The sequence below is a fragment of the Amycolatopsis mediterranei genome, from assembly GCF_026017845.1.
GTDB classification, from domain to species: domain Bacteria; phylum Actinomycetota; class Actinomycetes; order Mycobacteriales; family Pseudonocardiaceae; genus Amycolatopsis; species Amycolatopsis mediterranei.
Genome location: NZ_CP100416.1, coordinates 7,048,657 through 7,063,648, shown reverse-complemented (window position 1 = coordinate 7,063,648; position 14,992 = coordinate 7,048,657). Strand labels below are relative to the sequence as shown.

Annotated in this window: 14 protein-coding genes; 6 read left to right on the top strand and 8 right to left on the bottom strand. The window is 72.0% G+C overall.

Annotated features, from left to right (window positions below):
• Positions 1-184: 184 nt before the first annotated feature.
• On the bottom strand, positions 185-574 hold the full coding sequence (locus ISP_RS31355) for a VOC family protein (RefSeq protein ID WP_013227906.1): 390 nt from the start codon (positions 572-574) through the stop codon (positions 185-187).
• Positions 575-634: 60 nt separating this feature from the next.
• Positions 635-2,020: a S28 family serine protease gene (locus ISP_RS31350; protein ID WP_013227905.1), complete on the bottom strand. Its 1,386-nt coding sequence runs from the start codon at positions 2,018-2,020 to the stop codon at positions 635-637.
• Between the two features lie 247 nt (positions 2,021-2,267).
• Between ISP_RS31350 and ISP_RS31345 the strand changes: the two genes are divergently transcribed.
• Entirely contained in the window at positions 2,268-2,771 is a 504-nt protein-coding gene (locus tag ISP_RS31345) for an SRPBCC family protein (protein WP_013227904.1), read from the top strand.
• On the opposite strand, the gene ISP_RS31340 is transcribed toward ISP_RS31345, so the two are convergent.
• Genes ISP_RS31340 through ISP_RS31330 form a run of 3 tightly spaced genes read right to left on the bottom strand, consistent with a single transcriptional unit; the run spans position 2,768 to position 4,967 of the window.
• Positions 2,768-3,508: an enoyl-CoA hydratase/isomerase family protein gene (locus tag ISP_RS31340; protein ID WP_013227903.1), complete on the bottom strand. Its 741-nt coding sequence runs from the start codon at positions 3,506-3,508 to the stop codon at positions 2,768-2,770. The genes ISP_RS31345 and ISP_RS31340 overlap by 4 nt on opposite strands.
• Before the next feature lie 31 nt (positions 3,509-3,539).
• Entirely contained in the window at positions 3,540-4,013 is a 474-nt protein-coding gene (locus ISP_RS31335; protein ID WP_013227902.1) for a hypothetical protein, read from the bottom strand.
• A 27-nt stretch (positions 4,014-4,040) separates the two neighbouring features.
• Positions 4,041-4,967 (bottom strand): ABC transporter permease, encoded by a 927-nt coding sequence (locus ISP_RS31330; protein WP_013227901.1) that lies wholly within the window; start codon positions 4,965-4,967, stop codon positions 4,041-4,043.
• A gap of 316 nt (positions 4,968-5,283) precedes the next feature.
• On the opposite strand from ISP_RS31330, the gene ISP_RS31325 reads away from it, so the two are divergent.
• On the top strand, positions 5,284-6,525 hold the full coding sequence (locus ISP_RS31325; protein WP_013227900.1) for an IS110 family RNA-guided transposase: 1,242 nt from the start codon (positions 5,284-5,286) through the stop codon (positions 6,523-6,525).
• Between the two features lie 29 nt (positions 6,526-6,554).
• Here ISP_RS31325 and ISP_RS31320 read toward each other — a convergent pair whose 3' ends face one another.
• Positions 6,555-9,419, bottom strand: a complete 2,865-nt coding sequence (locus ISP_RS31320; RefSeq protein ID WP_013227899.1) for an alpha/beta fold hydrolase — start codon at positions 9,417-9,419, stop codon at positions 6,555-6,557.
• Positions 9,420-9,723: 304 nt separating this feature from the next.
• Here ISP_RS31320 and ISP_RS31315 point away from each other — a divergent pair, with 304 nt between their 5' ends.
• The 4 genes from ISP_RS31315 (at position 9,724) to ISP_RS31300 (ending at position 13,341) form a co-directional block, all read left to right on the top strand.
• On the top strand, positions 9,724-10,686 hold the full coding sequence (locus ISP_RS31315) for a TerC family protein (protein WP_013227898.1): 963 nt from the start codon (positions 9,724-9,726) through the stop codon (positions 10,684-10,686).
• A gap of 51 nt (positions 10,687-10,737) precedes the next feature.
• The gene (locus ISP_RS31310) at positions 10,738-12,684 is read left to right on the top strand and encodes a S9 family peptidase (RefSeq protein ID WP_013227897.1); all 1,947 of its coding nucleotides are present in this window, start codon (positions 10,738-10,740) and stop codon (positions 12,682-12,684) included.
• Positions 12,685-12,724: 40 nt separating this feature from the next.
• Positions 12,725-13,057 (top strand): YciI family protein, encoded by a 333-nt coding sequence (locus ISP_RS31305; RefSeq protein WP_013227896.1) that lies wholly within the window; start codon positions 12,725-12,727, stop codon positions 13,055-13,057.
• Positions 13,058-13,191: 134 nt separating this feature from the next.
• Positions 13,192-13,341: a hypothetical protein gene (locus tag ISP_RS31300; protein WP_014467401.1), complete on the top strand. Its 150-nt coding sequence runs from the start codon at positions 13,192-13,194 to the stop codon at positions 13,339-13,341.
• Here ISP_RS31300 and ISP_RS31295 read toward each other — a convergent pair.
• Together ISP_RS31295 and ISP_RS31290 are read right to left on the bottom strand one after the other, a co-directional pair.
• Positions 13,323-13,979, bottom strand: a complete 657-nt coding sequence (locus ISP_RS31295; RefSeq protein ID WP_013227895.1) for an RES family NAD+ phosphorylase — start codon at positions 13,977-13,979, stop codon at positions 13,323-13,325. The two genes, ISP_RS31300 and ISP_RS31295, sit on opposite strands and share 19 nt — an antisense overlap.
• Before the next feature lie 51 nt (positions 13,980-14,030).
• Positions 14,031-14,612, bottom strand: coding sequence for a hypothetical protein (locus ISP_RS31290; RefSeq protein ID WP_013227894.1), 582 nt, complete (start codon positions 14,610-14,612; stop codon positions 14,031-14,033).
• Positions 14,613-14,992: the final 380 nt, after the last annotated feature.

Here is a 14,992-nt window from a genome sequence, read left to right as displayed (position 1 = left end):
CCGTGCACCCCAAGCCCACCCCCCCTCGCGCGGGGGCGCCCGGGGACCTGCACCGTTGCCCCCCCTGGCGGGGGCCCCACCGGCCGTAGTCACAATGGGTCATCGGGATGAAGAGCAAATCCGGGTTCACCAAATCGCCGCCGCCGCCCAAGGCCAACCGGCCCGGACTCACTCCGGCCCGGACTCACTCCGGCGCAGGCGCGTTCTCATCCGCTTCCAGCATCCCGAAGACGTTCCCCTCGGTGTCCTTGCAGTAAGCCAGCCACCCCACCCCCGGCACCGGGTTCTTCGGCAGCGCCAGCGTTCCACCAGCACGGTTGACCTCACCCAGCGCCTCGTCGAGGTCGGCGACGTCGATCGTGTTGACGAAGCCGTGGATCGGGGCCGATGCCTCGGGTGCCGGACCCTGGCGGGGAATGAGGCCGCCGTCGATTCCGGCTCCTTCACCAGTCGTGATCATCCAGTAGGGCACATCGCCCCAGCGTTCGAACTTCCAGCCGAACACCGCCGTGTAGAACGCCACCGCTCGTTCGGGGTCGCCCGCGTGGATCTCGAAATGGACGGGACGAGGCATGCTCGCCTCCTCAGGCTGGGCCGTCAGGGTGTCGTGAGAGTACGCCCGCCCTGAGGAAAGTCACAGCCGTGCGCGAGGCGTCAGGTCCGTGTCGAAGTCCGGGAACCCCGCCGGAGCGGAGCGGGCGGCCAGCGGAGCAACCGGGGGCAGGCCGGCCCAGCGGCGGACCGTCGCCGTGGCCGCCGCCGCGTCGGGCGGGGCCAGCTGGGCGATCTTCGACCCGTGGTTGCCGCCCTGCACGTAGTACCGGTACGAATCGCGGCTGCCGAAGCCCAGCTCGAACGGCTCCGCGCCCCACGGGTCATTGGCCCCGTAGACGAACAGCAGCCGGGTGCCGCGGGACTTCACCCAGAAGTCGATGTCGGGCATCGCCAGGTAGTCGAAGCGCGGCAGGCGGATCGACGCCGGCACGAACGTCTTCGGCTGGTCGGCGCCCGGGTAGCGCAGCAGGTCGCGGAGGTAGCCGTCGTACGCCTCGGGCGAGCCCAGCTGCACCGCCGCCTGGTAGTAGTACGGGATGTAGGGCGCCAGATCCTGGTCGGAGTAGGTGTTGAGGCTTTCCACCTTCTCGTACCAGGCGTAGACGTCCGCCGCGGGCGCGCCCGCCGGCGGCACCGTCGCGCAGTCCGCCTGCTTCTGGTACTGCCAGAACGCGAAGTACGAGTCGATCACCGAGATCTCGAGGGACTTGTCGGCCGATCCGACGATCGAGAACGTCAGCCCGCGCTGCGCCGCGTCCGCCGCGGCGATCGGCCCCAGCTCGTCACGCCGCTTCAGCGCGTCGCGCTGGATCGCCTTCAGGGCGTCGCGGCACGCCGGATCGTCGCCCACTCGCGAGAGGAACCGGTTGTAGACGTCGATCGGGTCGATGACGTCGTTGGGCGCGACGTACGGGATGGTCGCGTCGACGTCGTCGGGGAAGAAGCGCCGGAAGTACGTCGCGGTCATGCCGCCCTTGCTGCCACCGGTGGCCAGCCACTTGCCCGGGTAGATCGCCTTGAACGCCTGCACCGCGCGGTGCTCGTCCGCCGCCGCCTGCCAGATCGTCAGCTGCTTCGCCCAGTTCTCCGGCTCCGGCCGCGACGGCGTGAAGTAGCGGTACTCCATCGACAGCTGGTTGCCGTCGACGATCTGCGTCGGTTCGGAGCGGTTCGGCGAGCCGCTGACGTTGTAGCCGCTCGTGAAGGCGACCGTCGGGGCGGCGAAGTCGCGGTGCAGCAGGGTGAACCGCTGCTGGAACGTGCCCGCGCCGGGGTGCCGGTGGTCGGCGGGCTGGGTGTAGGTCAGCTTGAAGAACCGGAAGCCGGCCGGCGCCGCGTCCTCGGAGACGATCGTCAGCCCCGGGATCCGCTGCAGCTGTGCCTTGATGTCGGGCGCCGCCGCGGCCGCCGGCGCCAGGCCGGCCAGCGCGAGCAGGACCGCACCCGCGGTGAAAAGTCTGCGCATCGAGCACCCTCCCGGCTCACCGAACCCCGACCGAACCCCGGCCGAAACCCTCGGTGGGACCCTCACAGAACCGGCGCCGGTCGGCAATCGGCTGTCCGGGCACAGAATCGGTGAGGATCCGACTTTCGACGGGTGGCGCCGCGTCCTCCGGCGTGCGCAACCGCGGGCATTGTGCGAGTTGTCCGCGTGATCCGGACCGCGTTACGGTCCGAATCCGTAGGCACCGTCATCGAGCGAGGGGTCCGCCATGAAGGTTTCCGACTGCCCGACGACTCAGGTCGAGGTCCGCATCGCCGCGGGGCCGGCCGAGGTCTGGTCCTGGTTGCTGGACGTCGACCTGCCGGCCCGGTTCTCCACCGAGTTCCAGGGCGGTGGCTGGGTCGAGGGCGCCGAGCCCGGCCTCGGCGCGCGGTTCCGCGGCCGCAACTCCCACCCGGTCGCCGGGGAGTGGGAGACCGTCTCGACCGTCACCGGCTACGAGCCGGGGCGGCTGTTCGCGTGGGCCGTGATGGACGTGACGAACCCGGCCGCGTCGTGGCGCTTCGAGCTCGTCCCGGACGGCGACGGCACGATCCTGCGCCAGTGGGCGCAGATCGGCCCCGGCCCGTCCAACCTCACGACGATCATCGGCTCGATGCCCGAGCACGAAGAGGAGATCGTCGCGATGCGGCTCGGCGAGCTGCAGGCCAACATGCAGAAGACCGTCGAGGGCATCAAGGCGCTCGCCGAGAGCGGCGTGCACGCCGCCTAGCGGAGCACTCGGTCCACATAGGACTTGACGGCGGCCAGCGCTTCGGCGGACTGCCACAGCCGCTCCACCCGCGGGTCGTCCGAGTGGCGGTATTCGGCGATCCGCTCGTGGAACGGCTGCCGGATCTGGGCCTTGGTGTGGGCGAACGGTTCGGCGGGCAGGTCGCCGAGCCGGGCGGCGACCGCGACCGCCCGCTCGAGCACCTCCTCCGGCGGCGCCGGCTCGTCGGCCAGCCCGCGGGCCAAGGCCTCCTCGCCGCCCCAGGTTTCACCCGTGTAGGTGAGCGACGGCAACCGGGTGGTCCCGTAGGCGCAGCGCAGGATCTCCAGTGCGGCCAACGGGAACGGCAGCCCGACGAGCAGTTCGGTCACGCCGATCCGGCCGGCTCCCAGCACCCGGTGGTCACAGGCCGCGGCGAGCACCGCGCCGCCGGCGACGGCGTGCCCGTTCAGCGCGGCGACCACCGGGCGCGTGCTGCCGAACACCGCCAGCAGCGCGTCGGACAGCAGCGGCAGGAACTCCGCCACGTACGGCGCACCGCCTTCGTCGAGCCGCTTGAGGTCGACGCCCGCGCAGAAGATGCCGCCGGTCCCGGTGAGCACCACGGCGCGGGCCTGCTCGGCCTCCTCGAGCCGCCGCACCAGCGCCCGGCACGAATCCGTGTCGAGGGTGTTGCCCCGGCCGTGGTCGATCCGGAGCACGGCGACGTCGCGGTGGCTGTCCAGGGTGATCGGCACGGCCCGACCGTACCGCGGCCCTGCGGCCCGGTCAGGCCCGAACGCTCAACCGGACGACCCCGAAGTGCTCCCGGCCCGCCAGCTCGACGACCTCGTCGAGGGTCGGCAGCCGGCCGAGGGGGAACTTCAGCCCGATCATGCGGGCGGCGCGGCGCATGCCGAGCTCGGTCATCCGGTCCAGGTAGATCCGGGCCACCTCGGCCCGGTCCTCGACGAGCACCCCGCGCATCGGCGTCGTCCGGCCGGCGAACGTCACGTCGACGTCCGCGCCGCCGCGGAAGTTGAGCCGCCAGCCGGCGGGCGTCAGCGCGCACCGGCCCTGGGCGTCGCCGTGCGCGGTGACCGGCACGCGGTAGCGGCGCCCGGTCCGGCGGCCGGCGAAGGCGAGCAGCATGAACTCGCCGACGCCGCGGCCGAGCGGGCTGGGCAGCACGGCCCGCAGCACCGCGTTGAGCGTCTTCACCAGCGGCGCGGGCGGCTGGTGCCATTCCACCACGGCGGTCATTTCCGCAGCGTACGCCGGTTCAGTGCGTCAGCTGGTGATGTCTTTTTGCGCGAACCGCCGCCCGGCGAAGAGGAAGAACACCGTTCCGTAGATCGCCGCCGACAGCATTCCGCTCGCCAGGTTGGTCCAGTCGACGTCGGTCGAGATCAGGTCCATCCAGGAAAACGCGTAGTGCGTCGGCAGGTAGTTGCGGAGGCCCTCCAGCGCGGTGATCTGGTCGAGGATCTGCGACAGGATCGCCACCAGCACCGCGCCGCCGACCGCGCCGAGCGGGGCGTCGGTCGACACGCTCAGCGCCAGCGCGAGCCCGGCCACCCAGGCCAGCTGCAGGATGATGTACACAGTGGACAGTCCGATGGCGAGCAGGCTGTCGCCGAAGGACACCGCATCACCCGTCGGGCTGATCGCGTCGCCCGCGCCGTACCAGAGCACCCCGACGCCGAGCGACACCAAGGGCAGCAGCACGAGCGCGAACGCCGAGAGCAGCCCGGACACGATCGCCTTCTGCCGCAGCACCCGCTGCCGCGGCACCGGCACGGCCAGCAGGTACTTCAGGCTCGACCACGACGCCTCGCTCGCGATGGTGTCGCCGAAGAACAGCGCGACGATCATCGGCAGCAGGAACGTCCCCGACACGAACAGCGCCAGCACGACGAAGTTCGGCGCGGACGCCGTGGCCAGGTCGACGAACCCGCCGCTGCGCCGGTTCGGGCTCGACTGCCCGAGCTGGAACGCGAGCACCAGGATGAACGGCAGCACGGCCACGAACCCGAGCAGGAACTGCGTCCGCCGCCGCTTGAGCTGGCGACGCAGTTCGACGCCGAGCCGCAGCGTCCGCCGCGCCGAGTAGCCCTCGACCGCGCCGTCCGGCCCGACACCCGCGTGCTCCTGCGACGCGAGGTCGCTCAGCTCGTCGAGCGCGTGCGGATCGGTGTGCACACCGTCGGTGCTCATTTCGCCTCCGCGGGCAGTGTTGATGGCGCCTCGGCGGAAAAGAGTGCCTCGGCGGCAAGTACGTCGGCGGTCACTGGTCCACACTCCTGTCTGCGAGTGCTGTAGAAGTGCTCGTTGTTGGAACCCAGCGAGGACCGGGTGGACGGCCTGTGGCGGTTGCCCCTTGAGGGCCGTCATGACACCGCCGCCCCCGGTCCTTGCGGGGCTGCAGACCGGCAACAGAGGGACGCGCCGTAGAGCGCCAGTCAGTGACCGCCCGGTGACCAGCCCCCTCGCCGGGTCGTCGCTGCCACCGCTGTTGTCGCAAGGAGACTGCGTGTCCCTGTCTGAGCTGTCCGTGTCGTTCTTCGTCGGAATCGACTGGGGCGCAACCGAACACGCCGTGTGCGTGGTAGATGAGAACGGTCGCGGAAAGACCGCATTCACCCTCACCCACACCGCCGCCGGCTTCACCGACCTGATCCGCCGCCTGAGCAAACTGGGCGACCCCATCGAGATCCCCATCGGGATCGAACGCCCGGACGGACGTCTGGTCGATGCGCTGCTGGAAGCGGGATTTCCCGTCGTGCCCGTGAAACCCAACGCCATCAAGGCATGGCGGGAAGCCGAAGTCCTCTCCGGCGCCAAGAGCGACACCGCTGACGCCGCAATCATCGCCGAGTACCTGCGGCTGCGTCAGCACAAACTGCGCCCCGCCACGCCCTACTCGCCGCAGACCACCGCGCTGCGCACCGTGGTGCGCACCCGCGATGACCTCGTCACCGCCCGCGTCGCGGCGGCCAACCAGCTCGCGGCACTGCTGGACACGCACTGGCCCGGCGCCAAGGCCGTATTCGCCGACGTCGAATCCCCGATCGCCCTGGAATTCCTCACCCGCTACCCCACTGCCGCGTCCGCCACCAGCATCGGACCGGTCCGCATGGCCGCGTTCTGCGTCAAACACGGCTACTCCGGCCGCCGCTCGGCCGCCGAACTGCTCACCCGGCTGCACACCGCACCAGCCGGGACCACCGACCCCACCCTCACCGAGGCCATCCGCGACGCCGTGCTGGCCATGGTCAGCGTGCTGCGCACCCTGGGCACGGCCCTCAAAGACCTCGGCCGCTCGGTGACCGCGCACCTGAGCGAGCACCCGGACAACGCGATCTTCACGTCGCTGCCACGGTCGGGTCAGATCAACGCCGCCCAGATGCTCGCCGCCTGGGGCGACGCCCGCCAGGCCTACGACCACGCCGACGCGGTCGCCGCCCTGGCAGGACTCTGCCCCGTCACCAAGGCATCCGGCAAGCACCACGCCGTCTCGTTCCGATGGGCCTGCAACACCCGCTTCCGACAAGCCATGGTCACCTTCGCCGACAACAGCCGCCACGCCAGCCCCTGGGCCGCCGACCTCTACCGGCGTGCCCGCAGCCGCGGCTGCGACCACCCCCACGCCGTGCGCATACTGGCCCGCGCCTGGGTCCGCGTTATCTACCGCTGCTGGCTCGACCGCAAACCCTACGACCCCGCCCTGCACGGCGCAGCCCAACAGACCACCGAACACACTGCCGCAGCCTGATTTCGATCTTGAGGTTGACACAGAGGGTGTCATGACTCTTCTCCCACCAGTTGCAGGAACGCGTCTTCCAACCGGCGCCTCGGCCCGGCCTGCTCCACCGCGACGCCGGCGCGCACCAGCGCGGCCACGCCTTCGGCCCGCGGCAGCTCGCCGAGGTTCGCGTGCACGAGCTCGCCCTCGACGTCGACGTCGGTGACCCCGCTCAGCGCCTTGAGCGCCGCCGCGGCGGCAGCCGGGTCGTCGACCCGGAACGTCGCCTCGCCGCCGGCCGCGGCCAGCTCGCCGACCTCGCCCGAGGCGACCAGCGAGCCGCGGTGCATGACCACGACGTGCGTGCAGGTCTGCTCGACCTCGGCCAGCAGGTGGCTGGACACCACCACGGTGCGGCCGGTCGCGGCGTACCGCTGCAGCACCTCGCGCATCTGGTGGATCTGGGGCGGGTCGAGCCCGTTGGTCGGTTCGTCGAGTACCATCAGCTCCGGCAGGCCGAGCATCGCCTGGGCGATCGCCAGCCGCTGCCGCATGCCCTGGCTGTAGGTCCGCACGCGGCGCTCGATGGCCGAGCCGAGCCCGGCGATCTCCAGCGCCTCCGCGAAGTGCGCCTTCTCGGCCGGACGCCCGGTCGCGGCCCAGTACAGCTCGAGGTTCGCCCGGCCGGACAGGTGCGGCAGGAACCCGGACCCCTCGACGAACGAGCCGATCCGCGAGAGCACCGGCGCGCCCGGGGTGATCTTGTGCCCGAACACCCGGATGCTGCCCTCGGTGGGGGTGATCAGGCCCATCAGCATCCGCAGGGTGGTCGTCTTGCCGGCGCCGTTCGGCCCGAGCAGGCCGAGCACCTGGCCCGGCTCGACGCGGAAGGACAGGTCCTTCACGGCGACGAACCCGCCCGGGTACTGCTTGCGCAGCCCCTCGATGACCAGCGGCGTGGCGGCCAGCCCGGGGTCGACGTCGGTGGCGCGACGGCGGCGCAGGGCCGCGAAGAGCACCGCGGCGAGCCCGATCGCCAGCGTCACGCCGATGCCGACGAGCTGCCCGACCGGAGCCGGCGAACCGACCGACGTCCCGGGCACGACCGGCACGGCCAGCGCGGTACCGCCGGCGAGCCCGATCCGGAACACCGCGGGCGCGGCCGGGGCGGCGAACGCCTGGTCGGTGGTGCCGACGACGAGCCGCAGCGAGTGGCCGCCCTCGATCGGCCGGACGATGCCGGGCAGCGTCACGGTGACGTCGACCGGGGTGCCGTCGGCGGGCAGCCCGCTCACCCGGAACGGCGCGATGGCGTTGGCCGGCAGCACGCGCGAGCCGTCCTGCCCGACGTCGTAGAGCTTCGCGAACAGCACCGCGTCCGGCTGGGGGTGCGCCGGGTCCGCGGCGACCTGCAGCCGCACGGTGGACGACCCGCTGATGACGACCTGGCCGTCGAACGCGGCGGTGGTGAACTGCGCGGCCTGGCCGGGCGGGTCGTTGCTGAACAGCGCGCCGAGCCGCGACGTGCTGCTCGCGACGCCGTTGAGGCCGGGGATCCCGCTGACCGCCGACGGGTTGGCCCCGGCCGGGCGCACCACCGGCTGCGCGGGCCCGGCCAGCGCCAGCAGCCGCCGCTCGGTCGCCGGCCCGGTCAGCCCGGGGTAGGCGGCTGCGTTGACCGTGCGCACCGACGGCGTCCCGTTGGCGCGCAACGTGCCCTGGACGTCGTAGCTGAATCCGGTGCCCGGGTCACCCCCGTCCAGCGCCGTCTTCAGGAAGTCGCCGATCTTGGCGCGCAGCTGGGGGCCGGGCTTGCCGCCGTCGTGGCCGCCGGTGTACCAGATGGTCTTGACCTTGCCGCCGGCCGCGGTGATCTGCCGGGCGGTCGCGTCGGACTGGTCGAGGCCGAACAGCGTGTCGCTCTCGCCTTGCACCAGCAGCGTCGGCACGGTGATCTTGCCCGTCACCGACGCGGGGGAGACGCGGCGCAGCAGGTCGACGCTCGCCTGGCTCGCCTGCCCGGTGGTGCCGAGTTCGGTGTAGGCGCGGCAGACCGCGGCGGTGAACCGGCCGCACGGGTCGGCCGGCGCGCTCCGGGGCCCGCCCGCGCCCGGCGGCCCCGCGGGCAGCGCGGCCCCCGCGGCGCTCCCGGCGGCGCCGGTGGATCCGGTGTCGGTCTCCTGCCCGGCTTCCGGCGCTTCGGCGGACGGCGAGCCGCTCGCCGCGGCGCCCGAGCCGGCCGAGAAGAAGATGCCGGCCCAGCTCTTCTTGAAGACGCCGTCGGTGGCGAAGGCGCCGGCCGACGGGGTGCCCGGGGCCGTGGCCGCGGGGGTCGCCGCGTTCGGGACCAGCCCCTGGGCGAGGTCGTTGTAGGTGATCACGGGCGCGATCGCGTCGACGCGCTTGTCCGTGCCGGCCAGCAGCAGCGACAGCGCGCCGCCGTAGGAGGCCCCGGTGACCGCGATCTTCGGGTCGCCCTTCGCGTCGAGGGTCACCTGGTGCTGCGCGACGAGCCGGTCGATCAGGCGGCTCGCGTCGGCGACCTCGCCGTCCGGGTCGTCGAGCCCGATCTTGCCGGTGCTCCGGCCGAACCCGCGCGCGGACCACGTCATCACGACGAAGCCCTTCCGCGCGAGTTCGCGGGCGTCGTCGGCGACGCTGTTCTTGTCCCCGCCGAAGCCGTGCGCGAGCAGCACCGCGGGTGCGGGCACGGTCGCCGGGAGGTAGGTGGTCGTGTCGATCTTCACCTGCTCGGCCGAGCCGGGGGCGGCGGGCAGGTCGAGCAGCGCGTCCTGGGTGGGCACGGCGGGCGGGGCCGTGTCGCGCGTCGCCCAGAGGACGGTCACGGCGGCGAGCACCACCACGACGGCGCCGACCGCCGTGAGACGGGCACGGCGGGTGCGCGGGAGCGGGAGTCGGGGCACGACGTGACCGTAGGTGAAGTTTCCTGAGAGTGTCCTCCGCGGCTCACAGTGATCACACTTTTCGGACCACCTGGTGGACCGAAGTGACCGGAATTACACGACCAACCCGGTGACGTGCGCGATCCCGGCTGGCGCTCGGCCGGGGGGAACCGGCAAACTGGACGCGCTGTGAGGGGAGTATTCCTTCGCGGCGGTGTCGTCAGCACGGTGGCCCTGCGCCCCCGGCACCGTCGGCCGGTGGTTCCACCGGCGGGAGAGACCTCCGGTTAGCTGCTCATGCGCACTATCCGGAGGTTCGAGTTCCATGACTGTCCCCCTGTGGCTGTGGATCGCCACGATCGGTGGCCTGCTCGCGCTGATCGCGCTGGATCTGGTCATCGTCGATCGCAAGCCGCACGAAGTGACCACGGGGGAAGCGGCTCGCTGGGTCATCTTCTACGTCTCGTGCGCCATCGTCTTCGGCATCGGTGTGTGGGTGTTCGCCGGGCACGACCCGGGCGTCGAGTTCTTCACCGGGTACATCACCGAGTACTCGCTGAGCGTCGACAACCTGTTCATCTTCATGATCATCATGGGCTCCTTCAAGGTGCCCGCCATCCACCAGCACCGCGTGCTGCTGGTCGGGATCCTGCTCGCGCTCGCCATGCGGAGCGTGTTCATCGCCATCGGCGCCGCGCTGATCGCCCAGTTCGTCTGGGTGTTCTTCCTGTTCGGCGCGATCCTGATCTGGACGGCGATCAGCATGCTGCGCGGCAAGGGCGAGGACGAGGAGTACCACGAGAACGCCGTCACCCGGCAGGTCCGCCGGTTCGCCCCGGTGACCGACGACTACCACGGCCACAAGTACACGGTGAAGATCGACGGCAAGCGGATGATCACCCCGATGCTGCTGGTGATCGTGGCCATCGGCTCGGCCGACCTGCTGTTCGCCGTCGACTCGATCCCGGCGATCTTCGGCATCACGCAGGAGGCGTTCCTCGTCTTCACCGCCAACGCGTTCGCGCTGATGGGCCTGCGCCAGCTGTACTTCCTGCTCGGCGGCCTGGTGACGAAGCTGGTCTACCTGACCTACGGCCTCGCGGTGATCCTCGCCTTCATCGGGGCGAAGCTGTTCCTGCACGCGCTGCACGAGTACCACGTCGTCCCGGACTGGCTGGACATCAACAACTGGGTCTCCCTCGGCGTGATCGTCGTCGTGCTGTCGGTGACCACGGTGGCCAGCCTGGCGAAGGCCCGGCGCGACGAGCGCAAGCAGGTCGCCGCATGACAAGCGGCGTAACTCGTTCGCACGGCTAAGGAATTCGGGTACGGTCGGGACGTGCGCCCTGCCGACATCGAAGCCCTCGTCGTCCCCGGCCGTCCCGCCCTGCGCGGGAACCTGCTGCTCACAGCGGTGAAGAGACCGGATCTCCGTGCGAACGCCACGCACAGTGCGGTGCGGCGTGTGTCGCTCGACGGCGGCGAGGCCGCGTGGACCCACGGTCCGCGCGACTCCGCCCCGGCCATCTCGCCCGACGGGCGCTGGGTCGCGTTCCTCCGCGCGGGGGAGGGCCAGGGCGCCGACGGCAGCCCGCAGCTGCACGTGATGCCGTCGGACGGCGGGGAAGCCCGCCGGCTGACGTCGCTGCACCTCGGGGCCGGGGAACCGGTGTGGGCGCCGGATTCGCGGCGGATCGCGTTCACCGCCCGCGTGCCCGAGGCCGGCCGCTACGGCACCCCGGACGCCGACGGCGAGACGCCGGAGCCGGCCGCCGAGGCCCCGCGCCGGATCACGCGGATGGACTACCGGATCGACGACGTCGGGTTCCTGCGCGACCGCATGCAGCGGCTGTTCGTCGTCGACGCCGACGCGGCGCTCGAGCCCGGAGACCTCGAGCCGCTGACCGGCGACGGGTTCGACGCGGCCCACCCGGTCTGGACGCCGGACGGCACGCGCGTGGTCTTCACGGCGCCGCCGGACTGGGGTGCGGCCGAGAGCGACGCGCGTGACATCTGCGCGATCTCCGCCGAGGGCGGCGAGCCCGAGGTCGTCGTGCGCTGCGAAGGCTACTCGGAGCGGCCGGCGTTCGGCGCCGACGGCACGTTGTTCTACTTCGGACAGTCCTTCGAAGAGCACCACGAAGCCGCGCCCACCGGGCTCTACGCGGCGACGCCCGAATTCGGCGTCGGCCCGGTGAAGGCCCGGCGGCTCACCGACGCCGAGACGGTGGACTGCGAAACCGCGGCGGGCCCGCCGGCCCCGCGCGGGGACGACGTGCTGGTGGCCGTCCGCCACCGCGGCGCGGTGGAACTGCGCGCGGTCGGCGTCGACGCGGCCGAGGCCCCGCTGGCCGACCTCGCGGTGGTCTACGCGGACCAGGCCGCGGTCCGGTCGTTCACGCTGGACGGCCCGGTGCTGGCGGCGGTGATCGCCACGCCGTCGACCGCCGGCGAGGTCGTGCTGCTCGGCGACGGCGAGCCGAGGGTGCTCACCGGCTTCTCGAAGCCGTTGCGGGACAAGGGCATCCGGCCGATGATCGAGCTGGAGACCACCGCCCCGGACGGCTATCCGGTGCACGGCTGGCTGGTCCTGCCCGAGGGCGAGGGCCCGCACCCGGTGCTGCGCGTGGTGCACGGCGGCCCGTTCACCCAGCAGGAGTGGGCGGTGTTCGACGAGGCGCAGGTGTACGCGTCGGCGGGCTACGCGGTGGTGGTCGGCAACCCGCGCGGGTCCGCGGGGTACGGGCAGACGCACGGCTGCGCGATCACGCACGGCTTCGGCACGGTCGACGTCGACGACGTCCTGGCGCTGCTCGACAAGGCGCTCGAACGCCCGGACCTGGACGCCTCCCGCGTCGGCATCATGGGCGGCTCGTACGGCGGGTTCATGACGAGCTGGCTGGCCGCCCACCACGGCGAGCGCTTCAAGGCGGCGTGGAGCGAGCGCGCGGTCAACGCGTGGGACTCGATGCTCGGCAGCTCCGACATCGGCTACATGTTCGTCGACGCCTACATCGGCTCCTCGCCGGAAGTGCAGCGTCACCGTTCGCCGCTTTCGTACGCGGCGCAGATCAAGATTCCGTTCGCCGTGGTGCATTCGGAGCAGGACTGGCGCTGCCCGCTGGAGCAGGCGGAGCGGATGTTCGTGGCCCTGCGCCGCGCGGGCGTGTCCGCCGAGCTGCTCGTGTTCCCGGGCGAAGGCCACGAGCTGAGCCGCTCCGGCCGGCCGCGGCACCGCGTCCAGCGCTTCGAAGCGATCCTCGAGTGGTGGTCCCGGCACCTGTGACCCTTGTCCGGGCCGCCCGCGCCTGCGAATGTCGGTGTCCATGACGGTGCCCGAGGTGGACTTCGAGCTCGAGACGTGGCGGATGGTGCTGTTCCGGGAGGGCCCGCGGGCTTCGGAGATCTCCGAGGAGATGGCCCGGGAGCTGCGGGCCCGGCACCTGTCGTCGGCCCGGCAGCAACAGGCGGCGGGATCGTTGCTGTTCGCGGGGGCGGTGCCGGAGCCGTCGGCCGAGCTGCCGGTGACGGGGGTGGCGTTCTTCCGCACGTCGGAGGCGGAGACCCGGGCGATCCTCGACGCCGACCCGGCCGAGCAGGCGGGGCTGATCGCGTCGGAGATCGTGGGGTTCGTCTGCCCGCGAGGCACCCTTGGCTGACGGGCTGGTCTGCTTCGACGTCGACGGGACCCTCGTGCCCGGCACGAGCTCGTGCGCGTGGGTGGCCGCCGCGCTGGGCCACGAGGCCGAGCTCGTCGCGATCCTGGCGACGCTCGCGTGGACGCCGGTCGGGCATGCTCGCCGGCCGGTTCGGGTTCGCCGAGCACCTCGACGAGTACGGCAAGCGCGACTTCGCGCTCCCGCAGGGCTTCGCGCCGGAGCGGTGTGCCGCAGTCGGGGACAGCCAGTCCGATCTGCCGGCGGCTCAGTTGAGCAGCGTGTAGTTCAGCTCTTCGCAGACCCGGCCCAGCGGGACGTCCAGGCCCGGGTGGTCCAGCGGCAGCAGCACGTCCGGCGCGATGGGCAGCGCGGCGCCCGCCGGCGGGTCCCACAGGCAGATCGCGGGATCGCCGGAGTCCATCGACGAGCGGTACCAGAGGCCGTCGAGATCGCTGAACGCGCCGCGGATCGCGCGGGCCCACGCCTGCGTCAGCTTCTTCGGCCCGCTGGAAATCTCCTGAGACGCGCCGACCCGCGTCGGCCAGAGGCCGGTCAGGTCGAGCAGGCGCAGGGTGCGTGTCGGGCGGACGACGACCAGCCGGGGACCGCGGGTGCGGCGGTCGACCGTCGAGCTGGTCTGGAAGACCTCGGCGACCGATGTGCGCACGGTGAGGCCGAAGTACAGGACGCCGTTGGCGGGATCGGTGACCGGTGCGCCGCCGCGGCCGGGCGACTGCTGGTCGAAGCGGCCGTGCGGGAGCGGGCCGGTGTAGCGGAACGAGTTCCACTGCTGGGGGTGGTTGCCGTGCGCGGTGAAGATCCGGACGAGCCTGGTCGCGGGCTGGACCGACACCACGTCGTCGGCGCGGTTCAGCTGCCGGACCAGGACGGATCGGGCGGGCGGCAGCGGGAGCCGGGCCATGGGTCGGTGGTGGTCCGTCCTTGTCGGTGATCTTGCTCGGGAGGGTCCAGCCTAGAGCGGCGTGCCGAGCGTGGCGATGAGGCGGGCGACGTGGTCCGGGTCACCACCGGAGAGAAGCCATTGGCGCGGGGTCGCGGGCTGGTCGTTGATCACCAGATCGGCCTGCGGAGTGCTCATGAAGGCGGCGACGACGAGCGCGGGCTGGTCGTCGGGCAGGGCTTTGAGGACGACTTCGAGGCCGGGCAGCACACCCGAGCCGGCGAACTGCCACGCGGGGAGCCGCCAGCCGCCGTCCTTCCAGCCGGTCAGCCGCCGTTCCTTGAGGCGGTGCCGGATCCGGCTGTCGTCGACCCCGAGGGCCTTGGCCGCTTCGTTGACGCTGAAGGCGCCCTCGGCGAGCACGGCGTGGGCGGCGACGGTGCGGGCCCGGAAGTCGGGTTCGTCCTCCCGCCGCGGTGAGAGGTCCAGCCCGACGTCGGTGAGCGCGGCGCGTTGATCGGCCGAGAAGTAGTGCGACGGATCCGGATTCGGTGGGGACAGTCTGCGCGCCGCGTCTTCGACGAGAGTGAGGAACTCATTCGCGTCGACCTTCAGGCCCGCCTTGGCGAGGATGTTCTCCAGCGCTACAGACATGTGGCTCAGGTTAACCCGAAACAGCGCGGGTGTGCGGGTTCGTGCGGTTTCTTGCCCTGTCTGTGGGTGAATTCACCAGAGATCGACACTTAGGGCACATCATCCAACACGTTGAGTAGGCAACTTCCGGTCAGTTTCCCCGGATCGGCGGCGGTTGTCCAGCCCCGCCCCGGCTTGACACTGCGTGCGCGGCGACCTACGTTCCGGATGAGTAAACGATTTCCGCTCCGTGCTCACAGACCGCCGGCGCTCCGGCGCCGGTGGTGGGGGACACAGGGGGTGGGGCGTGGGGGGGGGGGCCGCCCCCGCGCGGCCCCCCCCCCCCCCCCCCCCCCCCCCCCCCCCCCCCCCCCCCCCCCCCCCCACGGGGGGGGGGGCCC